The sequence below is a fragment of the Diaphorobacter sp. J5-51 genome (genome assembly GCF_001023515.1).
In the GTDB taxonomy this organism is placed as follows: domain Bacteria; phylum Pseudomonadota; class Gammaproteobacteria; order Burkholderiales; family Burkholderiaceae_C; genus Diaphorobacter; species Diaphorobacter nitroreducens.
Genome location: NZ_JSYI01000043.1, coordinates 52,213 through 75,491 on the forward strand (window position 1 = coordinate 52,213; position 23,279 = coordinate 75,491).

General features: G+C 67.8%; 19 protein-coding genes. 11 read left to right on the forward strand and 8 right to left on the reverse strand.

Going from position 1 to position 23,279, the window contains the following annotated elements; all coding sequences use genetic code 11:
- Positions 1–107: 107 nt before the first annotated feature.
- Complete coding sequence (gene hemA, locus OX89_RS06270; protein WP_047349974.1) at positions 108–1,418, reverse strand: glutamyl-tRNA reductase; 1,311 nt, start codon at positions 1,416–1,418, stop codon at positions 108–110.
- A gap of 74 nt (positions 1,419–1,492) precedes the next feature.
- On the opposite strand from hemA, the gene OX89_RS06275 reads away from it, so the two are divergent.
- A complete protein-coding gene (locus tag OX89_RS06275; protein ID WP_012655762.1) occupies positions 1,493–1,771 on the forward strand; it encodes a hypothetical protein in 279 nt (92 codons plus the stop codon).
- Position 1,772: 1 nt separating this feature from the next.
- On the opposite strand, the gene OX89_RS06280 is transcribed toward OX89_RS06275, so the two are convergent.
- Positions 1,773–2,675 carry a LysR substrate-binding domain-containing protein gene (locus OX89_RS06280; RefSeq protein WP_047349975.1) on the reverse strand — a complete coding sequence of 301 codons (903 nt, stop codon included), beginning with the start codon at positions 2,673–2,675 and terminating at the stop codon, positions 1,773–1,775.
- 117 nt (positions 2,676–2,792) lie between these two features.
- Between OX89_RS06280 and OX89_RS06285 the strand changes: the two genes are divergently transcribed.
- Positions 2,793–3,779 carry a tripartite tricarboxylate transporter substrate binding protein BugE gene (locus OX89_RS06285; protein WP_041835900.1) on the forward strand — a complete coding sequence of 329 codons (987 nt, stop codon included), beginning with the start codon at positions 2,793–2,795 and terminating at the stop codon, positions 3,777–3,779.
- A 10-nt stretch (positions 3,780–3,789) separates the two neighbouring features.
- The gene (locus OX89_RS06290; protein WP_157497350.1) at positions 3,790–4,683 is read left to right on the forward strand and encodes an N-formylglutamate amidohydrolase; all 894 of its coding nucleotides are present in this window, start codon (positions 3,790–3,792) and stop codon (positions 4,681–4,683) included.
- Between the two features lie 72 nt (positions 4,684–4,755).
- Here the strand turns inward: OX89_RS06290 and OX89_RS06295 are convergent, their stop codons facing one another.
- The 6 genes from OX89_RS06295 to ugpB form a co-directional block, all read right to left on the reverse strand.
- On the reverse strand, positions 4,756–7,278 hold the full coding sequence (locus OX89_RS06295) for a DUF3772 domain-containing protein (protein WP_047349976.1): 2,523 nt from the start codon (positions 7,276–7,278) through the stop codon (positions 4,756–4,758).
- Between the two features lie 98 nt (positions 7,279–7,376).
- A complete protein-coding gene (gene ugpQ, locus OX89_RS06300) occupies positions 7,377–8,126 on the reverse strand; it encodes a glycerophosphodiester phosphodiesterase (RefSeq protein ID WP_047349977.1) in 750 nt (249 codons plus the stop codon).
- Between the two features lie 25 nt (positions 8,127–8,151).
- Positions 8,152–9,159: a sn-glycerol-3-phosphate import ATP-binding protein UgpC gene (locus OX89_RS06305; RefSeq protein ID WP_047349978.1), complete on the reverse strand. Its 1,008-nt coding sequence runs from the start codon at positions 9,157–9,159 to the stop codon at positions 8,152–8,154.
- A gap of 63 nt (positions 9,160–9,222) precedes the next feature.
- On the reverse strand, positions 9,223–10,071 hold the full coding sequence (ugpE, locus tag OX89_RS06310) for a sn-glycerol-3-phosphate ABC transporter permease UgpE (protein ID WP_047349979.1): 849 nt from the start codon (positions 10,069–10,071) through the stop codon (positions 9,223–9,225).
- Positions 10,072–10,073: 2 nt separating this feature from the next.
- Positions 10,074–10,955, reverse strand: coding sequence for a sn-glycerol-3-phosphate ABC transporter permease UgpA (gene ugpA / locus OX89_RS06315; RefSeq protein ID WP_012655769.1), 882 nt, complete (start codon positions 10,953–10,955; stop codon positions 10,074–10,076).
- A gap of 130 nt (positions 10,956–11,085) precedes the next feature.
- Entirely contained in the window at positions 11,086–12,399 is a 1,314-nt protein-coding gene (gene ugpB / locus OX89_RS06320) for a sn-glycerol-3-phosphate ABC transporter substrate-binding protein UgpB (RefSeq protein ID WP_047349980.1), read from the reverse strand.
- A 311-nt stretch (positions 12,400–12,710) separates the two neighbouring features.
- Here ugpB and serA point away from each other — a divergent pair, with 311 nt between their 5' ends.
- The 8 genes from serA (at position 12,711) to ubiB (ending at position 23,245) form a co-directional block, all read left to right on the forward strand.
- The gene (gene serA, locus OX89_RS06325; protein ID WP_041835901.1) at positions 12,711–13,940 is read left to right on the forward strand and encodes a phosphoglycerate dehydrogenase; all 1,230 of its coding nucleotides are present in this window, start codon (positions 12,711–12,713) and stop codon (positions 13,938–13,940) included.
- 192 nt (positions 13,941–14,132) lie between these two features.
- Positions 14,133–18,056 carry an FAD/FMN-binding oxidoreductase gene (locus OX89_RS06330; RefSeq protein ID WP_047349981.1) on the forward strand — a complete coding sequence of 1,308 codons (3,924 nt, stop codon included), beginning with the start codon at positions 14,133–14,135 and terminating at the stop codon, positions 18,054–18,056.
- A gap of 20 nt (positions 18,057–18,076) precedes the next feature.
- A complete protein-coding gene (locus OX89_RS06335) occupies positions 18,077–18,538 on the forward strand; it encodes an HIT family protein (RefSeq protein ID WP_047350042.1) in 462 nt (153 codons plus the stop codon).
- A 170-nt stretch (positions 18,539–18,708) separates the two neighbouring features.
- Complete coding sequence (locus tag OX89_RS06340; RefSeq protein ID WP_012655774.1) at positions 18,709–19,125, forward strand: gamma-butyrobetaine hydroxylase-like domain-containing protein; 417 nt, start codon at positions 18,709–18,711, stop codon at positions 19,123–19,125.
- A gap of 124 nt (positions 19,126–19,249) precedes the next feature.
- Positions 19,250–19,981 carry a bifunctional demethylmenaquinone methyltransferase/2-methoxy-6-polyprenyl-1,4-benzoquinol methylase UbiE gene (gene ubiE, locus OX89_RS06345; protein WP_047349982.1) on the forward strand — a complete coding sequence of 244 codons (732 nt, stop codon included), beginning with the start codon at positions 19,250–19,252 and terminating at the stop codon, positions 19,979–19,981.
- 38 nt (positions 19,982–20,019) lie between these two features.
- A complete protein-coding gene (locus OX89_RS06350) occupies positions 20,020–21,024 on the forward strand; it encodes a Tim44 domain-containing protein (RefSeq protein WP_047350043.1) in 1,005 nt (334 codons plus the stop codon).
- 80 nt (positions 21,025–21,104) lie between these two features.
- Positions 21,105–21,683 (forward strand): hypothetical protein, encoded by a 579-nt coding sequence (locus OX89_RS06355; RefSeq protein ID WP_047349983.1) that lies wholly within the window; start codon positions 21,105–21,107, stop codon positions 21,681–21,683.
- The gene (gene ubiB, locus OX89_RS06360) at positions 21,680–23,245 is read left to right on the forward strand and encodes a ubiquinone biosynthesis regulatory protein kinase UbiB (RefSeq protein WP_047349984.1); all 1,566 of its coding nucleotides are present in this window, start codon (positions 21,680–21,682) and stop codon (positions 23,243–23,245) included. Before OX89_RS06355 ends, ubiB begins: the two co-directional genes overlap by 4 nt.
- The last annotated feature ends 34 nt before the right edge of the window (positions 23,246–23,279 follow it).

A 23,279-nucleotide genomic window follows, 5' to 3' on the forward strand; every position in this document is an offset into this window, starting at 1 on the left:
GTGTGAAAGAAGGGTTTTGCTACCAGTCTGGTAGCTGCTTGCGCTTGTCTGGTAAGCGCTGTTGGCCGGTATGGCTTATGAAGTCAGGGGTGCGCGAGCGAGCGCCGCTACAGCCCGTTTTTGCTGTGCGAGCGCAGGAACAGGCGCGAGACGGCCTGTGCAGTCTGGGCGCGCGCTTCGGCATCGCCCGCGCGCAGCTCGGCCATGGTGCCGTGCAGCATCTTTTGCGTGAGGCCGCGCGACAGCGCCTCAAGCACGGTCTCGATGTCCTCGCCCTTGGCCAGGCGCTTCTTGGCGCGGGCGATCTCCAGGGCGCGCCATTCGTCAGCCTGGGAGTTGAGTTGCTGGATCAGCGGCACCACGCCGCCGTTCTGCGCGGCGGGGCTGCGCAGCTCCATCCAGTGCACGAAGCTCTGCACGCCCGCGTCGATGATGGCCTCGGCCTGCGCCACGGCGGCCTGGCGATGCGCCTGTGCCGTCTGTACCACGCTGGCCAGGTCGTCCACGGTGTACAGGTACACGTCTTCGAGTTGCTTGACCTCGGGCTCGATGTCGCGCGGCACGGCCAGGTCCACCATGAAGATGGGGCGGCGGCGGCGCTTTTTCAGCGCGCGCTCCACGGCGCCCAGGCCAATGATGGGCAGCGTGCTCGCGGTGCAGCTGATGACCGCGTCGAACTCGTGCAGGTGGTCGGGCAGGTCGGCCAGGCGCATGACCTCGCCGCCAAAGCGCGTGGCGAGCTTTTCTCCGCGCTCCAGCGTGCGGTTGGCGATCGTGATCTGCTGGGGCGTCTTGGCCGCGAAGTGCGTGGTGCACAGCTCGATCATCTCGCCCGCGCCCACGAACAGCACGCGGATCTTCGTCAGGTCTTCGAACAACTGGCCGGCCAGGCGCACGGCCGCGGCGGCCATGCTGATGCTGTGCGCGCCGATGTCGGTGCTGGTGCGCACCTCCTTGGCCACGGCAAAGCTGCGCTGAAAGAGCTGGTTGAGCGTGGTGCCGAGCGCCCCTGCGCCTTCAGCGGCGCGCACGGCGTCCTTCATCTGGCCGAGGATCTGGGCCTCGCCCAGCACCATGGAATCGAGCCCGCTCGCCACGCGGAAGGCGTGGCGGGCGACGAGGCTGTTTTCCAGGCTGTAGGAGTGCGAACGCAGCAGTGCGGGGCTCACGCCGCCGCTGTGGGCCAGCCAGTCCAGCGTGTGGTCCAGCGCCGGGGCCTCGGCTGCGCAGTAGATCTCGGTGCGGTTGCAGGTGGAGATGATGGCTGTCTCCACGCCCGGGTGGCGGCCCGAGGCGCTGGACAGCGAATCGCGCAGCCCGTGCAGCGTGGGTGCGATCTGGTCCAGGGCGAACGCGAACCGGCCCCGCAGATCGAGCGGAGCGGTGTGGTGGTTGATGCCGAGGGCCCAGACTGCCATGGGGTGGGATTATAAAATCCGCCGCGCACTCAGGCAGGCCACCGCGCCAATGGCTTGATCTGCATCATGACTCCATGGACCTGCTGCTCGCCCTCAACCATCTGCTGAACTTCACCGCACCGGCGCTGGCGGTCGCCGTGCTGCTGGTGGCATGCAGCCACGTCTTTATGCGAAAACTGGCCAGAGCGCACGGCTGGATTGCGCCAATAGCTATCAACTTTGTAGTGGGGTGTTGCGTCCTCGTGGCGGGGTTGGTGCTGCTGGGGCGCGACGGCCGCATGGCCACCTACGCCGGCTTGGCGGCTGCCTGCGCCACCAGCCAGTGGTTGCTGCTGCGCGCCTGGCGCGGCTGATTCAACCCCCGCCCTGTCCGCACGCCTGCGCCAGCAGCCAGCCGCGCAGGTCGTCCAGGGCCGGATTGGGCGCGCGCCCCGTCGGAATGCACAGGTGGTAGCCGCGGTCCAGCAGCACGGGGTGGTCGATGGCGATGGCGATGCGCCCGGCGGCCAGCTCCGGCTCCACCAGCGCGCGCTGCACCACCGCCACGCCCAGGCCGGCGATCACCGCCTGCACCAGCAGCGACACCAACTCGAAGTCCGCCGCCGGCGTGAGCGGCCCGTGGACACAGCCCACACCGGCGAACCAGTGCGCCCAGTTGTCCGGGTAATTCGTGTGGAACAGCAGCGGCCGCGCGAGCAGGTCGGCCGGTGCGCGGATGGCCTGGGGCCCCTGCAGATCGGCCGGGCGGCAGATGGGTACCAGCTCGCGCCCCACCAGGTAGTGGGCCGCGATGCCTGCGGGCCAGTCGGCGCGGCCTACGCGGATCCAGGCATCGATCTCAGGCGCGCTCAGAGGGTCGTCGCGCCGGTAGGGTGCGAACGACAGTGCGATGCCGGGGTGGCGCGCGTGGAAATCGGGCAGACGCGGGATCAGCCAGTGGCTGAACAGCGTGGGCGCCACCGACAGGCGCAACTGGCGCGGGTTGCGCCGCGTGCGCACGGCCAGCGTGGCGGATTCGATGGTGGCGATCGACGGGCCCACGGCCTGCAGGTAGTCGGCCCCCGCGCGCGTGAGCACGCTGCGCCGGCCCTCGCGCGCGAACAGCGCCACGCCCAGGTGCTCCTCCAACCGGGCGATGGCGCGGCTGATGGCACCCTGGGTCACGCTGAGTTCGTCGGCCGCCTGCGAGAAGCTGCCCAGCCGCGCCGCGACGGCAAAGGCGTGCAGTTCGGGCAGCGACGGCGAGTGGATGCGCATGGGCGGTCGATTGATGAGTGTTGGTAATGGATTGCCGCCATTTTGTCGCTTTTCGTCAACGCGGGAGCGCTCAAGAATGGGGCTGCCCCCATTCATTCAAATACCGAGGAGATCCCCATGGCACTGCGCCGTACCCTGCTGTCCACCCTGGCCGCCTGCGCCGCCGCTGCGGCCTTCGCACCCCTGGCGCACGCCCAGGCGGGCGACTACCCCAACCGCCCCATCAAGCTGATCGTGCCGTTCGCGCCCGGCGGCTCCACCGACATGGTGGCCCGCCTGCTGGCCGACAAAATGGGGCCCATCCTGGGCAAGGCCGTGGTGGTGGACAACAAGGGCGGAGCCGGCGGCTCCATCGGCGCAGACGCCATCGCCAAGGCGGCACCGGACGGCTACACCATCGGCATGGCCACGGTGAGCACCCACGGCGCCAACCCCGCCATCTACGCCAAGCTGCCGTATGACGCGGTGAAGGACTTCGCCCCCATCACCAACGTGATGAGCGTGCCCAGCGTCTTCGTGGTGCACCCCAGCGTGCCCGCCAAGACCATGCAGGAGTTCGTGGCGCTGGCCAAGGCCAACCCCGGCAAGTACACCTTTGCCTCGCCAGGCACGGGCTCGCTGGGGCATGCCAACATCGAGAACTTCATGAACCTGGCGGGCATCGACCTGCTGCACATCCCCTACAAGGGCGCGGGCCAGGCCGCGACCGATGCACTGGCCGGCCAGGTCAACGCGATGACGGACAACCTACCCTCCACGCTGGCCAACATCCAGTCGGGCAAGCTGCGCCCGCTGGCCGTGCTGGCCCTGAAGCGCAGCCCCGTGCTGCCCGACGTGCCCACCTACACCGAGCTGGGCTACGCCGGCATGGGTGACGGCGGGTGGTTCGGCCTGGTGGCGCCCGCGGGCACGCCCAAGGAGATCATCGCCAAGCTGAACGCCGCCGCGCACAAGGCCATGGCCCAGCCCGACTACCTGGAGAAGCAAAAGAGCATCTCCGGCGAATCCATGGCCAACACGCCCGAGCAGTTTGCCAAGCAGATCGACGCCGCCATCGCGCGCTACACGGCCGTGGCCAAGCGCGCCAACATCAAGCTGGACTGATGGTGCGCCTTTGACAGCGTTGCATGACGACCTGAGCCCCCGGCCGGACACCCCGGTCGAGGTCTGGCAACCCACGGGGCAGCCGCTGCCGCTGGTGTGCGACTCGCCCCACAGCGGCACGGCCTACCCCGACGATTTCGGCCATGCCGTGCCGCTGGCGCTGCTGCGCCGCGGCGAGGACACGCACGTGCACCGCCTCTGGCACACGGCGCCCGCGCATGGCGCCACGCTGATCGCCGCGACCTTCCCGCGCACCTACATCGACGTGAACCGGGCCGACACCGACCTGGACCCTGCGCAGATCGACGGCGCGTGGCCCGTGCCACTCGCGCCCGGCCCCAAGACGCGCCAGGGCTTGGGCCTGGTCTGGCAGCAGATCAGCAAGGACGGCGTGGCCACGCCGCTGTATGCGCGCCCGCGCACGGTGGCCGAGGTGCAGCGGCGCATCGAGGGCTACTGGCGCCCCTACCATGCGCAGCTGCAGCAGGCGATCGACGCGAGCGTGCAGCGCTTTGGCCGCGTGTGGCACCTGAATTTGCATTCGATGCCCAATGACGTGTACCGGCGCCTGGGCCGCACGGACGCGCCGCCGCTGGCCGACTTCGTGCTGGGCGACCGCGACGGCACCACCTGCGCGCCTGAGTTCGTGCACCTGATCGCCGAGCAGCTGCGCGGCTTTGGCTACAGCGTGGCGCTGAACGAGCCCTACAAGGGCGTGGAGCTGATCGGCCGCATCGGCCAGCCGCACCTGGGGCGCCACAGCCTGCAGATCGAGATCCGCCGCCCGGTGTACATGGACGAGGACACGCGTGCGCCCAACGCCGGCTTTGCATCGCTGCAGCAGCACCTGGACCAGTTGCTGGGAGTGGTGGCGGGCTATGTGCGGTCGCAGCTGTCGGTTTGAAGCAAAATTGGCCTGTAGCGCTTGTCTGATAAGCGCTATCAGCTATTGAAACAGGAGCAAATCGGGCGCCGTTCAGACGCGCTCCGACGGCGGCGGCGCCTCCTGGGCGGCGTCGCGCGGCGCCTGCGCCACCGAGGTGGTGGCTGGAGGCGATAGCGACAGGCCCGCATCGCGCAGCGCCTCCAGGATGGCGAACAGCACGTCGCTGCGCACGCCTCCCGCGTTGCGCGGGCTGCTCACGTAGCCGATCGCCAGGAAGGTGAGCGTGCCGCTCTGGATGCCTTCCAGCGTCACCGATGGCGCGGGGCTCTCCAGGATGTCCTCGTGCGCATGAAAGGCCTGCAGGATCAGCTCGCGCATGCGCCGCGCGTCGGTGTCCAGCGGTGCGGGCAGGCGCAGCAGCACCCGGCCCTGGGCGCTGCCCAGCGTCATGTTGCGCACGGTCTTGGTGATGAATTCCGAGTTGGGCACGATCACCGTGGAGCGGTCGCCCAGCTGGATCTCGGTGGCGCGCACGTTCACGCGGCGCACGTCGCCCTCGGTGTCGCCCAGCACCACCCAGTCGCCCACCTTCACCGGCCGTTCGGCCAGCAGGATCAGGCCCGAGATGAAGTTCTGCACGATGGCCTGCAGGCCGAAGCCGATGCCCACCGACAGCGCGCTCGCCACCCAGGCGATGCGCTCCACGCTGATCCCCAGGCCCGCCAGCGCCACGGCGATCACCACCACGCCGCCCACGTAGCCCAGCAGCGTGACGATGGAGCTGCGCATGCCCGGCTCCAGCGATGTGTGGGGGAAATAGCGGTCGCTGAGCCAGCGCTTGACGATGCGTATCGCCAGGAAGCCCGCGCAGATCACCGCCAGCGCCGTGAGCAGTGCCTGGGGCGCCAGCGTGAAGTCGCCGATCTGCAGGCTGTGGTCCAGCTTGCTGCCGCGGCGGAACAGCTCGTCCGGGTTGGTGCCCAGCGGCGCCATCAGCGCGATCGCCATGTAGAAGAACAGCGCCACACGCAGCACGCCGGCCAGCAGCACCGCGGCCTGGTCCAGCAACTGGGCGTCGATGGCCAACGCGGCGTGGATGCGCGCGCCCAGGCCGCCGTGGGAGGAGAGCAACGCGTCGCACAGGTCGTCCACCAACTGCATCAGCAGATAGGTGGTGGCAAACACCACGCCCGACCACACCATCTGCCGCGCCAGCGTGCCGCCCAGCGCCACGAAGCCCAGCAGCACGGCCAGCGCGGCCGCGGCCGCGGCAAGGCCCGCGCTGGCCAGGATCAACCCCACCCAGAGGGGGCGGCCCGCCTTCTCCGCGGGCGCCGCGTCGGTGGCGCTATCGGCCGCGTCCGCTGCCTGGGGCGTTGCCCGCAGCCGGCCCAGCGCGACGGCCACCGTCACCGACAGCAACACCGCGGACACGGCGTGCACCAGCACTTCGGCCGCCAGGCTGGCGCCCACGATGGCGTTGACCTGTGTGGCCAGCCCGCCCAGCGCCGACAGTGCCCCGATCCACCACGGGAAGGGGCTGAGCCGGCGGGCGAGCGCGTCGGAGATGGGCAGCAGCCGCCAGGAACTGCGCCGGCGCGACAGCAGTGCGTGCCCCAGCGTGATAACGAAGGTGGCGTAGGCCGCGGCACGCAGGCTGGCCTGCTGCACGGCGCGCACGTCCTCGTCCAGCACGCCGCCGAGCTTGACCCCGCTCCACGCGAGTTGCAGCGCAGCGCTGACGATCAGCACGTTCGCCACCACCGCCGCCGCCGCCAGCAGCGTGCGCCGCAGCCGGGTGGCCGGCAGCCGCGCGGGCAGCGCGCGCACCAGCACACGCTCCGCCAGCCAGGTGCCCCCCACGGCGAGGGCGACGGCCAGGGCCAGGTAACCCAGGAAGGTGCCGCGGCGCGGCGAGTCCAGCGTGGCCTGCACGGCGCGGCGCAGGTTGGCGCCCAGCGCCTGCAGCCGCGCACTGTCGCCGGGCGCGGCGTAGCGCAGGCTGCGCCAGAAGGCGGGGGCCAGTGGCGAATCGACGCGCGTTGTGAGGGCCGCCTGGAACAGTGCGCGCCGCTGGCGCCCGATCTCCGCGCTGCGCTGCTCGGCATCCACGGCCACCAGGCGGGCGAGCTTGAGTTCCGCATCGATCACGCCGCGCTGCTTGTTCAGCGCGGTGCGCTGCTCGGCCACGTCGGGCGCATCCGCGGGTGCGCCCTTTTCGGGCGTGGGGCCCAGGCCTTCCAGGCGGCGGTCCAGGTCCGCCAGGTCGCTGGTGCGCTGGGCGACCACGCGCTCGGCCGCGGTGCCGATGGCGGCCAGCTCGGTCAGCAGCTTGCGGCCGTCGTCCTCCTCGCCGAGCTTTGCGGGAATGGCGTCGAGCTGCTTGCGCAGTTCATCCACCGAGGGCAGGGGGGCGTTGTCCTCACCCAGCGTGTCCACCGCGCTGGCCGCGGCGGAGGCGGGGGCCGCAGCGGGCCGGGTCTGGGCAAGGGCGGGCGTGCCGCCCAGCCACAGGCAGCAGGCCAGTACCAACCACTGCCAAAGGTGGCGTGCGCTCTGCGGGGGGAGACGGCGGCGCAGCGGGCGCGCGCCGGTGCGGGAAAGGCGATGCATGCGCGCATTGTCCGCTGCCGAGCGGCCCTGGCCTTGCCAGACGGCAGCGCGAGCGGCGCGCCGGGCACGCCCCGCCGGCGTGGACGGGTGGCGCCGCGTCAGGCCCCGGCGGGGCTGAACAGGTCCACGCGGTCGGTGATGATGCCATCGGTGTGCAGCGCCACCAGCCGCTGGGCGGCCCAGTCGTCGTTCACGGTGTAGCTCAGGGCGCGCATGCCGGCCAGGTGCACCTCGGCCACGGTGGCGGCGCTCCACAGCGCATGGTTGCAGACCACGGCCACGCAGCCCAACTGGCGCGCGGTGTCCAGCCAGCCGTCATGCAGTTGGTCCAGCAGCAGGCCGCGGGGCAGATGCGGCGCGGTCTCGCGCGCGCCGGCCAGCGCCTGCGGTTTGAACGAGGTGAGCAGCGGTGGCACGCTCTGGCCGTGCCACAGGCGTGCCGCCAGCGCGGCCACGGCGCGGCCGGTTTCGGCTTCGGTACCGGGCGTGGGCTTGATCTCGATGTTGAGGAAGTGGCCGTTGGCGATGCACCAGCGCGCCAGGTGCTCCAGCGTGGGCAGCGGCTCGCCCGCGTACGTGCGCGAATGCCAGGCACCGGCGTCCAGCTGGGCCAGCGTGCCCCAGGGCTGATCGCCTGCGGTGCCGTGGCCGTTGGTAGTGCGCTCCAGCGTGGCGTCGTGCAGCAGGAAGGCCACGCCGTCGCTGCTCAGCTTGGCGTCGCACTCGAACATGCGGTAGCCGTGCTGCGCGCCCAGGCGGAAGGCGGCCAGCGTGTTCTCGGGCGCCAGCTTGCCGGCGCCGCGGTGGGCGATCCAGCGGGGGTAGGGCCAGGCGGAAGGTGTCGTCATGCGCGGTGCTCCAGGCGGTCGGGTGCTACAGGCGCTTGCCGGTGCCGGCATCGAAGGTGTGCAGGCGGTGGGCGCGCGGCGTGACGTGGATGGTGTCGCCCGGCTGTGGCGCGGGGGCGCCTTCCTCGATGCGCACGATGAGCTGCTCGTCGCCCACGCGGCCATACACCAGGCGCTCGGCGCCCAGCAGCTCCACCGTCTCTACCTGCACGGCCCAGCCGCCGTCGGCGGTGATGTCCAGGTGCTCGGGGCGGATGCCCAGCGTGGTGCCGGGCTGGGCGCCCGGGGCGTGGTTGAGCAGGTTCATCGGCGGCGAGCCGATGAAGCTGGCCACGAAGGTGGAGGCCGGTGTGTGGTAGACCTCCTCGGGCGTGCCGAACTGCTCCATGTTGCCGGCGTTCATGACGATCATGCGCTGCGCGAGCGTCATGGCCTCCACCTGGTCATGGGTCACGAACAGGCTGGTGATGCCCAGTTCGCGGTGCAGCTTCTGGATTTCGATACGGGTCTGCGCGCGCAGCTTGGCGTCCAGGTTGGACAGCGGCTCGTCGAACAGGAACACCTGGGGCTGGCGCACGATGGCGCGGCCCATGGCCACGCGCTGGCGCTGGCCGCCCGAGAGCTGGCGCGGCTTGCGCTCCAGCAGGTGGCCCAGCTCCAGGATCTTGGCGGCCTTGTCCACGCGCGCCTTGATGTCGTCCTTGGCCACCTTGGCGATCTTCAAGCCGTAGGCCATGTTGTCGAACACGCTCATGTGCGGGTACAGGGCGTAGTTCTGGAACACCATGGCGATGTCGCGCCTGGCCGGCTCCAGGTTGTTGACCACGCGCTCGCCGATGGCGATGGTGCCGCCGGTGATTTCCTCCAGGCCGGCCACCATGCGCAGCAGGGTGGATTTGCCGCAGCCCGAGGGGCCGACGATGACGATGAACTCGCCGTCCCGGATCTCGGCGTTGACGCCGTGGATCACGGGCACGATCTGCTTGCCGCTGCCGTAGTGCTTGACGACGTTGGTGAGGGTAAGGGATGCCATATGTGCTATTTAATCAATAGCTGTTTGCGCTTGAAGGGTGGGCGCTACAGCCGGTTTTGATGTTTATTTCTCGGTGTCGACCAGGCCCTTGACGAACCACTTCTGCATCAGGATCACCACGGCCGTGGGCGGCAGCATGGCGACGATGGCGGTGGCCATCACGATGTTCCAGTCCACGGCGGCCTCGCCGCCGGCCAGCATGCGCTTGATGCCGATCACCACCGGGTACATGTCTTCGGAGGTGGTCATCAGCAGCGGCCACAGGTACTGGTTCCAGCCGTAGATGAACTGGATCACGAACAGCGCCGCGATCGAGGTGCGCGACAGCGGCACCAGCACGTCCTTGAAAAAGCGCATGGGCCCGGCGCCGTCGATGCGCGCGGCCTCCACCAGCTCGTCGGGCACTGTCAGGAAGAACTGGCGGAACAGGAACGTGGCGGTGGCCGAGGCGATCAGCGGCAGCGTGAGGCCGGCGTAGCTGTTGAGCAGGCCCAGGTCTGCCACCACCTTGTAGGTGGGCAGGATGCGCACTTCCACCGGCAGCATCAGCGTCACGAAGATGGCCCAGAAGCACAGCATCTTGAACGGGAAGCGGAAGTACACGATGGCAAACGCCGACAGCAGCGAGATGGCGATCTTGCCCACGGTGATGACCATGGCCACCACGAAGCTCACCCACATCATGTGCACCACGTTGGTGTTGAAGCCCAGCTTGCCCGAGCCGAACAGCGCGGCCTGGTAGTTCTCCCACAGGTGGCTGCCCGGCAGCAACGGCATGGGCGACTGCACGATGGCATCCGCCGTGTGGGTGGAGGCCACCAGCGCCAGGTACAGCGGGAAGGCCACGATGGCCACGCCGAGGACCAGCACGGCGTGCGAAATGAAATTGAGCCAGGGGTTACGGTCGATCATGGTCAGTACTGCACTTTCTTCTCGACGTAGCGGAACTGCACCACGGTGAGCGCGATGACGATCAGCATCAGGATCACGGACTGCGCCGCCGAGCCGCCGAGGTCCAGCGCCTTGAAGCCGTCCTGGTACACCTTGTAGACGAGGATGGACGTGGACTGCCCCGGCCCGCCCTGCGTGGCCGCGTCGATGATGCCGAAGGTGTCAAAGAAGGCGTACACGATGTTGATCACCAGCAGGAAGAAGGTGGTGGGCGACAAGAGCGGCAGCTGGATGTTCCAGAAGCGCCGCCATGCGCCCGCGCCGTCGATGGAGGCCGCCTCGATCAGCGCCTTCGGAATCGACTGCAGGCCCGCCAGGAAGAACAGGAAGTTGTAGGAGATCTGCTTCCACACCGAGGCGATGACGATCAGCGTCATGGCCTGGTTGTCGTTCATCATGTGGTTCCAGCCGTAGCCCAGCTCACCCAGGTAGTAGGTCACCACGCCGATGGAGGGCGAGAACAGGAACACCCACAGCACGCCCGCGATCACCGGGGCCACGGCATAGGGCACGATGAGCAGGGTCTTGTAGACCATGGCAAAGCGCACGATGCGGTCCGCGAAGATGGCCAGCGCCAGCGACACCACGATGCCGATGCCCGCCACCAGCACCGAGAACAACGCCGTGCGCTGGAAGGATTCCAGATAGGACGGATCGTCGAAAAGCTGCTTGAAATTGTCCAGCCCCACCCACTCGGTGCTCATGCCAAACGCGTCTTCCATCTGGAAGGACTGCAGGATGGCCTGGCCCGCGGGCAGGAAGAAGAAGATGCCGATGATGAGCAACTGCGGGGCGATCAACACCCAGGGCAGCCACGCCGAGCGGAAAAGTACGCGTTTTTCCATGACGTTCACAAACGAGAAAACCGCTGGCGCAAGGCTGCACCAGCGGGAAAAGGAAAAGCGGCCCCCAGGCAGGGGCCGCTGACCGAAGGGGCGTTCATGGGAACGCCTCGCCCGTCACGGATGACAGGGCTTACTTCTTGTAAGAGCGCTCGAAGCGCGCCAGCAGTTCGTTGCCGCGGCTCACGATGGAGTCCAGGGCTTCCTTGGCCGTCTTCTTGCCGGCCCAGACCTGTTCGAGTTCTTCGTCCTCGATGGTGCGGATCTGCACGTAGTTGCCCAGGCGGATGCCGCGCGAGTTGTCGGTCACCTTGCGCACCATCTGGTTCACGGCCGTGTCGGTGCCGGGGTGCTTGGCGTAGAAACCGGACTTGTCGGTCAGCTCATACGCGCCCATGGTGATGGGCAGGTAGCCCGTGCGCTGGTGGCTGGCGGCCTGCACCTTGGTGTCGGACAGGAACTCGAAGAACTTGGCCACGCCCTTGTATTCGGCGGGCTTCTTGCCGGCCATGACCCACAGCGATGCGCCGCCGATCACGGTGTTCTGCGGTGCACCCTTCACGTCGGGGTAGTAGGGCAGGGGCGCCAGGCCGTAGGCGAACTTGGCGTTCTTGGCCACGTCGCCGTAGAAGCCCGACGACGTCTGGATCATGGCGCACTCACCCGAGGTGAACGACGCCTGGGCCGCCGAGCCGCGGCCCTTGTAGACGAACTCGCCCGCCTTGGCGGCCTGCGACAGGTTGTCGATGTGGCGCACGTGCAGCGGCGAATTGATCTTCATGCGGGCCTTGTGGCCGTTGGGGCCCAGGCCGTTCTTCTCGGTGGCAAATTCGACGTTGTGCCAGGCCGAGAAGGATTCGAGCTGCGTCCAGCCGTTCCAGGCCAGCGTCATGGGGCAGCTGTGGCCGCTGGCCTTGAGCTTCTTGGCCGCTGCGAACACTTCGGGCCAGGTGGCGGGGGCCTTGTCGGCGTTCAGGCCGGCCTTCTTGAAGGCGTCCTTGTTGTAATAAAAGATGGTGGTAGAGCTGTTGAACGGGAAGCTCAGCATCTGGCCGTTGGGGTCGGTGTAGTACGCAGCCACGGCGGGGATGTAGGCGCTGGGGTCGAAGGCAGCGCCCGCGTCCTTCATCACCTTGCCCACGGGTACGGTGGCGCCCTTGCTGGCCATCATCGTGGCCGTACCCACCTCGAACACCTGCAGGACGTGCGGCGCATTGCCCGAGCGGAACGCGGCGATCGCGGCCGTCATGCTTTCGTCATACGACCCCTTGAAGGTAGGGATGACCTTGTACTCCTTCTGGCCCTCGTTGAACTGCTTGGCCAGGTCATTGACCCACTCGTTGTTGACAGCCGTCATGGAGTGCCACCACTGGATCTCTGTTTGAGCTTGTGCGGCCAGGCTGGTGGCGGCCACTGCGGCGGCCAGCGCCAAGTGTTTGATCTGCATGAATACTCCTCGTTGATAGACGATAGGCAGGAAGGCGGCGATGGTGGTCGCGTTCCGTGACAGGAATGTGTCGTTCTCGCACACTGCAAAAAGCGCAGCAACGGGGTAAACCCCGCGGCGCTTGGGTGACGAATTGTGTCACTGGCATGACGGTGTTGTGACAAACATCCGGCCGCGGCGGGGGTATGCATGGGCCGCCGCGGGCAATCGCATGGATGCCGACAGGGATTTGTGCATTGCACAATGATCCCCTCTCCTGTCCAGCGGCGCGCGCCGCCTGGGTGTTTTCATTTCCTCTCAATTTGCACGCCATGGCCAAGACTTCCCTGGATAAAAGCAAGATCAAGTTCCTGTTGCTGGAGGGCATCCATCCCTCTGCGGTGGAAGTGTTGCGGTCCGCGGGGTATACGCAGGTCGAGGTGCTGGCCGGGGCGCTGGAGGGCGAGGAACTGCGCCGCAAGATCGCCGACGTGCACTTCATTGGCATCCGCTCGCGCACGCAGCTCACGGCGGACGTGTTCGCGCATGCGCACAAGCTCGTGGCCGTGGGGTGCTTTTGCATCGGCACCAACCAGGTAGACCTGAACGCTGCGCGCGAGCGCGGCATCGCCGTGTTCAATGCGCCGTATTCCAACACCCGCTCCGTGGCCGAGCTGGTGCTGGCCGAGGCCATCCTGCTGCTGCGCGGCGTGCCCGAGAAGAACGCCGCGGCCCACCGCGGCGGCTGGCTCAAGAGCGCCACGAACGCCTACGAGATCCGCGGCAAGACGCTGGGCATCGTGGGCTACGGCTCCATCGGCACCCAGCTGTCGGTGCTGGCCGAGGCGCTGGGCATGCACGTGATCTTCCACGACGTGGTGCACAAGCTGCCGCTGGGCAATGCGCGCCAGGTGGGTTCGCTGCACGAGCTGCTGGGCCAGGCCGACATCGTGACCCTGCACGTGCCTGAGCTGCCTTCCACCCAGTGGATGATTGGCGCCGCCGAGATCGCGGCCATGAAGCCGGGCGGCATCCTCATCAACGCCTCGCGCGGCACGGTGGTGGAGATCGACCCCCTGGCCCAGGCGCTGAAGGGCGGCAACTTGCTGGGCGCGGCCGTGGACGTGTTCCCCGTGGAGCCCAAGAGCAACAAGGACGAGTTCGTCTCGCCGCTGCGCGGGCTGGACAACGCCCTCCTCACGCCCCACATCGGCGGCTCCACCATGGAGGCGCAGGCCAACATCGGCCTGGAGGTGGCGGAAAAGCTCGTCAGGTACAGCGACAACGGCACCAGCACCTCGTCGGTCAACTTCCCCGAGGTGGCGCTGCCCGAGCATGCCGGCAAGCACCGCCTGCTGCACGTGCACCACAACGTGCCGGGCGTGCTCTCGCAGATCAACAGCATCCTGTCGGACAACCACATCAACATCGCGGCGCAGTACCTGCAGACCAACGAGAAGATCGGCTATGTGGTGATCGACCTCGACGCGCGCTCGTCCGACCTTGCGCTGGAGAAGCTGGCCCAGGTGCCCGGCACCATCCGCAGCCGCGTGCTGTATTAAATAGCTATTGTTTTAATAGCTGTTTGCGCTGAAAGGACGGGCGCTGGGGCCTGATTTGGCTCTTGCCCGTCCTTGGCCGCCCCGCGCCAGCGGCGGGGCTCTGCGGGCAGGACAGTGCGGTAACGGGCACTGGCTTAAAATCCCGACCCCGAGGCACGAGGGCGCCCTGCACGCCCAACCCAGGTTGATCCCATGAATGTTCCGATTGCGCTGGCCGCCCTGCAGACGCAAGGCGCCGAGCCTGCCCGTTTGCGCGAAATTCCGTACAACTACACCTCGTTTTCCGACCGGGAAATCGTGATCCGCCTGCTGGGCGCCTCCGCCTGGGATGTGCTGGACCAGTTGCGCCGCGAGCGCCGCACGGGCCGATCCGCCCGCATGCTGTACGAAGTGCTGGGCGACATCTGGGCCGTGCAGCGCAACCCCTACCTGCAGGACGACCTGCTGCACAACCCCGCCCGGCGCAAGCTGCTGGTGGATGCGCTGCAGCACCGCATGGCCGAGATCGAAAAGCGCCGCCTGCCGCAGGAAGACGCCGAGCGCGACCGCCGCGTGGGCGTGCTGGTGGACGCAGCGCGCCGCGCCATCGACGAGTTCGACGCCACGCTGGTCGAGGCCAGCGACCTGCGCAAGAAGGTGGCGCGCCGCCTGGGCCGCCACACGGCCAAGGACAACATCAAGTTCGACGGCCTGTCGCGCGTGTCGCACGTGACCGATGCGACCGACTGGCGCGTGGAATACCCGTTCGTGGTGCTCACGCCCGACACCGAGGCCGAGATGGCCGCGCTGGTCAAGGCCTGCATCGAGCTGGAGCTGACCATCATCCCGCGTGGGGGCGGCACCGGCTACACGGGGGGCGCGATCCCGCTTACCTGGCGCAGCGCCGTCATCAACACCGAAAAGCTCGAGGCCATGACCGAGGTGCAGATGCGCCGCCTGCCGGGCCTGGACGCCGAGGTGGCCACCATCTGGACCGAGGCCGGCGTGGTCACCCAGCGCGTGGCCGACGCGGCCGAGGCCGCCGGTTTCGTGTTCGCCGTGGACCCGACCAGCGCCGAGGCTTCGTGCGTCGGCGGCAACATCGCCATGAACGCGGGCGGCAAGAAGGCCGTGCTGTGGGGCACGGCGCTGGACAACCTGGCCAGCTGGCGCATGGTGACACCTGAAGGGCAGTGGCTGGAGGTCACCCGCGTGGGACACAACCTGGGCAAGATCCACGACGCCGACGTCGCCAGTTTCGAACTGCAGTACTTCCAGGCCGACGGCAAGACGCCGATCCGCACCGAGCGCCTGGACATCCCGGGCAAGACCTTCCGCAAGGAGGGCCTGGGCAAGGACGTGACGGACAAGTTCCTCAGCGGCCTGCCTGGTGTGCAAAAGGAAGGCACCGACGGCCTGATCACCAGCGCGCGCTGGATCGTGCACCGCATGCCCGAGCACACGCGCACCGTGTGCCTGGAGTTCTTCGGCAACGCCAAGGACGCCGTGCCCAGCATCGTGGAGATCAAGGACTTCATGTTCGCCGAGCAAAAGCGCAGCGGCGTGCTGCTGGCGGGCCTGGAGCACCTGGACGACCGCTACCTGCGCGCCGTGGGCTACACCACCAAGTCCAAGCGCGGCGGCCTGCCCAAGATGCTGCTGGTGGGCGACATCGTGGGCGACGATCCTGATGCCGTGGCCCGCGCCACCGCCGAGGTGGTGCGCATCGCCAACAGCCGCAGCGGCGAGGGCTTCACGGCGGTGAGCGCCGAGGCCCGCAAGAAGTTCTGGGCCGACCGCAAGAAGACGGCCGCCATCAGCCGCCACACCAACGCCTTCAAGATCAACGAAGACGTGGTGATCCCGCTGCCGCGCATGGCCGAGTACACCGACGGCATCGAGCGCATCAACATCGAACTCAGCCTGCGCAACAAGATCGAGCTGGCCGACGCGCTGGAGGAGTTTCTCGCGCGCGGCAACCTGCCGCTGGGCAAGCCCGAGGCGGGCGGCGAGCTGCCTTCGCCCGAGCTGCTGGAGGAAAAGCTGGCCCTGGCCCTGGCCCTGGTGCGCGAGACGCGCGCGCTCTGGCAGGACTGGCTGCAGCGCGTGGAAGAACTGTTCCCCCAGCTGCAGGACCACCGCCTGCGGGCCAGCTGGAAGACGCAGATCCGCGATCCGCTGCGCAACATCTTCACCGGCAGCGACTTCGAGCCGCTGATGCAGGCGCTTGGCGACGTGCAAAAGCGCGTGCTCAAGGGCCGGGTGTGGGTGGCGCTGCACATGCACGCCGGCGACGGCAACGTGCACACCAACATCCCCGTGCACAGCGACAACTACGCCATGCTGCAGACCGCGCACGAGGCGGTGGCGCGCATCATGGTGCTGGCGCGCAGCCTGGGCGGCGTGATCTCGGGCGAGCACGGCATTGGCATCACCAAGCTGGAGTTTTTGACCGACGAGGAACTGGCGCCGTTCGCCGAGTACAAGCGCAAGGTGGACCCGCAAGGCCGCTTCAACCGCGGCAAGCTGCTACGCAATCAGGAGCTGCTCGCGCAGGACGGGCAAGCACTGCAGGCCCATTTTGCGCATAAAGGCTCGCGCACCTCGCTGATGTTCGCGGACCTGACCAATGCCTACACGCCCAGCTTCGGGCTGATGGGGCACGAGTCGCTGATCATGCAGCAGAGCGACATCGGCGACATCGTTGCCAGCGTGAAGGACTGCCTGCGCTGCGGCAAGTGCAAGCCCGTGTGCTCCACGCACGTGCCGCGTGCCAACCTGCTGTACAGCCCGCGCAACAAGATCCTGGCCACCTCACTGCTGGCCGAGGCCTTCCTGTACGAAGAGCAGACGCGCCGCGGCGTGTCCATCCGCCACTGGCAGGAATTCGAGGACGTGGCCGACCACTGCACCGTGTGCCACAAGTGCTACTCGCCGTGCCCGGTCAAGATCGACTTCGGCGACGTGACCATGAACATGCGCAACCTGCTGCGCAAGATGGGCAAGAAAAGCTTCCGCCCCGGCAACAAGATGGCCATGGCGATGCTCAACGCCACCAACCCCGACACCATCAAGCTGCTGCGCGCGGGCATGGTCAACGTAGGTTTCAAGGCCCAGCGCATGGCCGTGGACGTGCTGCGCAGCGTGAGCCGCAAGCAGACCGCGCACCCGCCCGCCACCGTGGGCACGGCGCCGGTCAAGGAGCAGGTGATCCACTTCGTGAACAAGAAGCTGCCCGGTGGCCTGCCCACCAAGACGGCGCGCGCGCTGCTGGACATCGAGGACAAGGACTACGTGCCCATCATCCGTAACCCGGCCGCCACGTCGGCCGACACGGAGGCGGTGTTCTACTTCCCCGGCTGCGGGTCGGAGCGCCTGTTCAGCCAGGTGGGGCTGGCCACGCAGGCCATGCTGTGGCACGCGGGCGTGCAGACCGTGCTGCCTCCGGGCTACCTGTGCTGCGGCTACCCGCAGCGCGGCAGCGGCCAGTTCGACAAGGCCGAGAAGATGATCACCGACAACCGGGTGCTGTTCCACCGCGTGGCCACCACGCTGAACTACCTGGACATCAAGACGGTGGTGGTGTCGTGCGGCACCTGCTACGACCAGCTGCAGGGCTACCAGTTCGACAAGATCTTCCCCGGCAGCCGCATCATCGACATCCACGAATACCTGCTGGAAAAGGGCATAACCCTGCCCGCGGGGCAGGGCGGCTACCTGTACCACGAGCCCTGCCACAACCCCATGAAGCAGGGCGACTCGATGAAGACCGTGCGCGCCCTGGTGGGCGACAAGGTGCTCAAGAGCGACCGCTGCTGCGGCGAGTCGGGCACGCTGGGCGTGACGCGCCCCGATGTTTCCACCCAGGTGCGCTTTCGCAAGACCGAGGAAATCCGCAAGGGCGAGGCGGCCTTGCGTTCCAGCGGCGCGGTGGGCGCGCAGGACAACATCAAGATCCTGACCAGCTGCCCCAGCTGCCTGCAGGGCATCTCGCGCTACCAGGACGACCTGTCCACCGGCCTGCTGGAAGCCGATTACATCGTCATCGAGATGGCCAAGCAGATCCTGGGCGAGAACTGGCTGCCCGAGTACGTGCAACGCGCCAACGCCGGCGGCATCGAGCGGGTGCTGGTATGAGCCAGGCCGCCATGCCCGGCATGTCCGCGCCTTCCACGGGTGGTGCTGGCGCGTGCCCCCTGTGTGACTCCGACGCGGGTGCGTTGGTCTGGCGCGGCGCCAAGCTGCGCGTGATCCATGCGCAGGAGGCCGGCTTTCCAGCCTTCTACCGCGTGATCTGGGCGGACCATGTGGCGGAGTTCTCGGACCTCTCCCCCGCCGACCGCCAACACTGCATGGAGGCCGTGACGCTGGTAGAGCAGGCGCTGCGCGAGCAACTGGCGCCGGCCAAGATCAACCTGGCCAGCCTGGGCAACGTGGTGCCGCACCTGCACTGGCACGTGATCGCGCGCTACGAGTGGGACAGCCACTTCCCCGCACCCGTCTGGGCGCACCCCCAGCGCGAGTGCGACACCGCGCGCGAGACGCTGGTGGCCGAGCGCTTGCCCGCACTGCACGCGCTGATGCGCGAGCGCCTGGAGCGCTGGGCCGGACCTGGGTGAGCAGTGATGCTCATCAATTGATAGCTGCCAGCGCTTTCCCCTTGGGCGCTGGGGGCTGATTTGGCTCGCATCGCGCCGCCTTGGCTCCGGCGGCGGACAATAGCGGCAGGGCGGCGGTGCGCGGTCTCCGCCGCCGGTGTTCATTCCTTTTCATTGCGCAGGTGAAATCCATGGCAGGTCTGACGGCGGGCGCGCCCATGCCCCAATCCATCACGGTGCACGAGCAGTCGCGCGTGCTGGAGGTGACGTTTTCCGACGGCGCCCACTTTCGCATCCCGTTCGAGCTGATGCGCGTGTATTCCCCCTCGGCCGAAGTGCAGGGCCATGGGCCGGGCCAGCAGGTGCTGCAGACCGGCAAACGCGACGTCACGTTGACGCGGCTGGAGCCGGTAGGCAACTACGCCGTGCAGCCCACCTTCTCCGACGGGCACGACAGCGGCATTTTCTCGTGGGACTACCTGTACGAGCTGGGCCGCGACGAGCAGGCGCTGTGGGCGGACTATGCCGAGCGGCTGGCCGCCGCCGGCGTGGACCGTGATGCACCCATGGCGCCCAAGGCCGGCGGCCACGGCTGCGGCGGGCATTGAGGCGCAGCACGGCCCGCCCGCGTCGCCGCGCCGCGCCACGCTTTAGCCTAAATAGCGACAGATGACCTAGGCGCATGCGGGGTTGCCGCTGTACGCATGGTCAGTGGGCGCTTAGCATCGTGGTATGAGTACCACGCATTTCGGATTCCAGTCGGTTCAGGAAGAGGACAAGGCGCGCCACGTGCGCGGCGTGTTCGATTCTGTCGCGCCCAAGTACGACCTGATGAACGACCTGATGTCGGCCGGGTTGCACCGCGCCTGGAAGGCCTACACCGTCATGGTGGCCAACCTGCGCGAGGGCGACCAGGTGCTGGACATCGCGGGCGGCACGGGCGACCTGTCGCTGGCCTTTTCCAAGAAAGTGGGCGCCACGGGCTGCGTCGTGCATACCGACATCAATGAGGCCATGCTGCGCGTGGGACGCGACCGGCTGATCAACGAAGGCGTGGTGCTGCCCACGACGGTGTGCGATGCCGAGCACCTGCCGTTTCCTGACAACCACTTCGACCTGGTGAGCGTGGCCTTCGGCTTGCGCAACATGACGCACAAGGACGCTGCGCTGCGCGAGATGTGCCGCGTGCTCAAGCCGCGCGGCCGGCTGCTGGTGCTGGAGTTTTCCCGCGTGGCCAAGCCGCTGGAAAAGGCCTATGACTGGTATTCGTTCCAGGTGTTGCCGCGGCTGGGCAAGCTGGTGGCGGGCGACGATTCGAGCTACCGTTACCTGGCCGAGTCCATCCGCATGCACCCGGGCCAGGAAGAGCTCAAATCCCTCATGCAGCAAAGTGGCTTTGGGCATGTGGACTATCACAACATGACTGGCGGCATCGTCGCCTTGCATGTTGGAATCAAGTGCTGAAAGAGTTCATTGAAAACTATCGATATTTCGGAGAAGCCATGATGAAACTGTGGTCAGTGGTCTTGGTCGCCATGTTGGCGGTCGTGCATCTGGATGCGGATGCGCGCCGTCTCGGGGGTGGCAAATCCATCGGCAAGCAGTCCAGCAACGTGACCCAGCGCGACGCTGCGACGCCCCCCGCCGCTCCTGCCGCACCCACGCAGAATGCGGCAGGCACCACTGCGGCCAAGCCCGCCGCGGCGCCCAATACCGCCGCAGCCGCCCCCAGGAAGCCCTGGGGCGCCATGCTGGGCGGCCTGGCCGCGGGCCTGGGCCTGGCCTGGCTGGCCAGCTCGCTGGGCCTGGGCGCAGAGTTCGGCCAGTTCCTGCTGATCGCCCTGCTGGCACTGGTGGTCATGGTGGTGGTCGGCATGGTCATGCGTGCGCGCAAATCCGCGGGCGCACCGGTGAACGCCTCGCCCTTCGCCTTCCAGGGCGCGGGTTCCGCGCCCGCCGCAGATGCGCGCATGCCGCGCCAGTACAGCCCGGACAAGGTGGGTAACGACGCGTCCGCCCGCCCGTGGGAGCGCGGCGGGATGGCCTTCCAGGCGCCGGCCGCTGCCGCTACCGGCGGGATCATCGGCTCGGCGCTGTCGGGTTCGCAGAACTGGGGCGTGCCGGCCGGCTTCGACACCGAAGGCTTCCTGTCGGCCGCCAAGCGCAACTTCACCACGCTGCAGGCCGCCTGGGATCGCTCGGACGTCGCCACGCTGCGCTCCATGATGACCGACAGCATGGTTGACGAGATTCGCACGCAGCTCAACGAGCGCGAATCGCACCGCGGCGACCAGCAGCCCAACCAGACCGATGTGATCATGCTCGAGGCGCAACTGCTGGGCATCGAGGACCTGGGCGACGGCTACATGGCCAGCGTGGAGTTCTCCGGCATGATCCGCGAGGAGCCTTCGGCCGGCCCGAGCCCGTTCCGCGAGGTCTGGAACATGACCAAGCCCAAGAACGGCGCCAGCGGCTGGCTGGTCGCGGGCGTGCAGGCGCTGCAGTAAGCATGGCGCCGCTGGAACCGGGCGGCGCACGGCGAAAAAGCCTGCTGCGCTGCGCCCAGTTCGGGGAATAATCGGGGACTATGGCAACACGGTCCCCTTTTTCTTTCCTGGACGGGCTCTTCGAACGCGTCATGTCTGGCCCCCTGCCGCCCGCGTGGCTGGTGCATGAGGTGCAGCACCGCACGGTGCTGTTCCTCAACCATGTGCTGATGCAGGAGCGGGAAGCCATGGACCGTCTGGCACGCCAGCGCGGCCGCGTCGCGCGCGTGCAGTGGCGCATCTTCTCGATGGCGCTGCAGGTGACGCCCGCCGGGCTGTTCGATCTCGCGCCTGCAGAGGCCGTGGCCGACCTCCGGCTGGAAGTGTCCGAGACCTCTCCGCTGTCGCTGGCCGGCAGTGCGCTGCGCGGCGACAAGCCCACCATCCGCATCGAAGGCGACGTGCAGTTCGCGGCCGAGATCAATTGGCTGGTGGACCATGTGCGCTGGGATGTCGAGGAAGACATGGCGCGCGTGATCGGCGACGCCCCGGCCCGCGCCGTGGCATCCGTCGTGGGACGCGCCGTGCAGGCGTTGCGCAGCTTCGTGGGCGCACGCGTGTCCGGCGGCCAGGCGCCCGCGCCCGCAGCGGGCGAGTTGCCGGACCGCTCCCCGCCATGAGCCGCTTTGCCCGCGGCATCACCATCGTCTGGGTGGTGCTGCGCTACGGACTCGACGAACTGGTGCTGTCGACCTTCCGGCAGCCGTGGCTGCGCGCCGTCACGCGGGTCATCACCTTCGGTCGCAAGCTGAACGCGCCGCGCGGCCAGCGGCTGCGCGAGGCCTTGGAGAGCCTGGGTCCGATTTTCGTGAAGTTCGGGCAGGTCCTGTCCACGCGCCGCGACCTCATGCCGCCGGACATTGCGGACGAGCTGGCGCTGCTGCAGGATCGTGTGCCGCCGTTCGACCCTGATGTGGCGATCGCCACCATCGAGCGCGCATTTCGCCGCCCGATCGGCGAGGTGTTCGTCTCGTTCGACCGGCAGCCCGTGGCCAGCGCGTCCATCGCGCAGGTGCACTTCGCGGTGATCCGTGACCGCCAAGGGCACGCGCGTGAAGTCGCCGTGAAGGTGCTGCGCCCCGGGATGCTGCCGGTGATCGACAAGGATTTGGCGCTCATGCGCATGATGGCCGGGTGGGTGGAAAGCCTGTCCGCCGACGGCAAGCGCCTCAAGCCCCGCGAGGTCGTGGCCGAGTTCGACAACTACCTGCACGACGAACTCGACCTGGTGCGCGAGGCGGCCAACGCGGCGCAGCTGCGCCGCAACATGCAGGGGCTGGATCTGGTGCTCATCCCGGAGGTGTTCTGGGATTTCTGCCATGCCGAAGTGTTGGTGATGGAGCGCATGAAGGGCGTGCCCATCAACCAGGTGGAGCGCCTGCGCAGCGCGGGTGTGGACATTCCCAAGCTGGCCCGCGACGGCGTGACCATCTTCTTCACCCAGGTGTTCCGCGACGGGTTCTTTCATGCCGACATGCATCCCGGCAACATCCAGGTGAGCCTGGCGCCCGAGACCTTCGGCCGCTACATCTCGCTGGACTTTGGCATCGTCGGGACGCTGACCGAGTTCGACAAGGAATACCTTGCGCAGAACTTCACGGCTTTTTTCAGGCGCGACTACAAGCGCGTGGCCGAACTGCACATCGAAAGCGGTTGGGTTCCCGCCCATACCCGCGTGAACGAACTGGAAGCCGCTATCCGCACCGTGTGCGAGCCGTATTTCGACCGGCCGCTCAAGGAAATCTCTTTGGGCATGGTGCTGCTGCGGCTGTTCCAGACCTCGCGGCGCTTCCAGGTGGAGATCCAGCCGCAGCTGGTGCTGCTGCAAAAAACCTTGCTCAACATCGAAGGGTTGGGCCGGCAGTTGGACCCCGACCTGGACCTGTGGAGCACGGCCAAGCCCTTCCTGGAGAAGTGGATGCTCGATCAGCTGGGTCCCCAACGCCTGTGGCGCGAGCTGCGTGCCGAGGCGCCGCACTACGCCAAGATCCTGCCCGACCTGCCACGCCTGCTCCACGACTTCCTGCGCCAGCGGCCCCATGACAACCGGGGCGATCTGCAGGAACTGCTGGCCACCCAGAAGCGCACCAACCGGCTGCTGCAAAGCATCATCTATGGCGGCCTGGGCTTCGTGCTGGGGCTGCTGGTCATGCAGCTCTTCGTGCGCGTGCGCATCTTCTAACTTCCTTCCCTCTCTCATTCCTCAGGAGTACCAG

Bases quoted from the DNA above. Each gene is read 5' to 3' on its own strand.
- ugpB (WP_047349980.1), bottom strand. From the start codon at position 12,399: ATGCAGATCAAACACTTGGCGCTGGCCGCCGCAGTGGCCGCCACCAGC.
- OX89_RS06350 (WP_047350043.1), top strand. From the start codon at position 20,020: ATGATGAAACTGTGGTCAGTGGTCTTGGTCGCCATGTTGGCGGTCGTG.
- OX89_RS06275 (WP_012655762.1), top strand. From the start codon at position 1,493: ATGGACCTGCTGCTCGCCCTCAACCATCTGCTGAACTTCACCGCACCG.
- OX89_RS06285 (WP_041835900.1), top strand. From the start codon at position 2,793: ATGGCACTGCGCCGTACCCTGCTGTCCACCCTGGCCGCCTGCGCCGCC.
- OX89_RS06340 (WP_012655774.1), top strand. From the start codon at position 18,709: ATGGCAGGTCTGACGGCGGGCGCGCCCATGCCCCAATCCATCACGGTG.
- ubiB (WP_047349984.1), top strand. From the start codon at position 21,680: ATGAGCCGCTTTGCCCGCGGCATCACCATCGTCTGGGTGGTGCTGCGC.
- ubiE (WP_047349982.1), top strand. From the start codon at position 19,250: ATGAGTACCACGCATTTCGGATTCCAGTCGGTTCAGGAAGAGGACAAG.
- OX89_RS06330 (WP_047349981.1), top strand. From the start codon at position 14,133: ATGAATGTTCCGATTGCGCTGGCCGCCCTGCAGACGCAAGGCGCCGAG.
- ugpE (WP_047349979.1), bottom strand. From the start codon at position 10,071: ATGATCGACCGTAACCCCTGGCTCAATTTCATTTCGCACGCCGTGCTG.
- OX89_RS06355 (WP_047349983.1), top strand. From the start codon at position 21,105: ATGGCAACACGGTCCCCTTTTTCTTTCCTGGACGGGCTCTTCGAACGC.
- hemA (WP_047349974.1), bottom strand. From the start codon at position 1,418: ATGGCAGTCTGGGCCCTCGGCATCAACCACCACACCGCTCCGCTCGAT.
- OX89_RS06280 (WP_047349975.1), bottom strand. From the start codon at position 2,675: ATGCGCATCCACTCGCCGTCGCTGCCCGAACTGCACGCCTTTGCCGTC.
- OX89_RS06295 (WP_047349976.1), bottom strand. From the start codon at position 7,278: ATGCATCGCCTTTCCCGCACCGGCGCGCGCCCGCTGCGCCGCCGTCTC.
- serA (WP_041835901.1), top strand. From the start codon at position 12,711: ATGGCCAAGACTTCCCTGGATAAAAGCAAGATCAAGTTCCTGTTGCTG.
- ugpQ (WP_047349977.1), bottom strand. From the start codon at position 8,126: ATGACGACACCTTCCGCCTGGCCCTACCCCCGCTGGATCGCCCACCGC.
- ugpA (WP_012655769.1), bottom strand. From the start codon at position 10,955: ATGGAAAAACGCGTACTTTTCCGCTCGGCGTGGCTGCCCTGGGTGTTG.
- OX89_RS06305 (WP_047349978.1), bottom strand. From the start codon at position 9,159: ATGGCATCCCTTACCCTCACCAACGTCGTCAAGCACTACGGCAGCGGC.
- OX89_RS06335 (WP_047350042.1), top strand. From the start codon at position 18,077: ATGTCCGCGCCTTCCACGGGTGGTGCTGGCGCGTGCCCCCTGTGTGAC.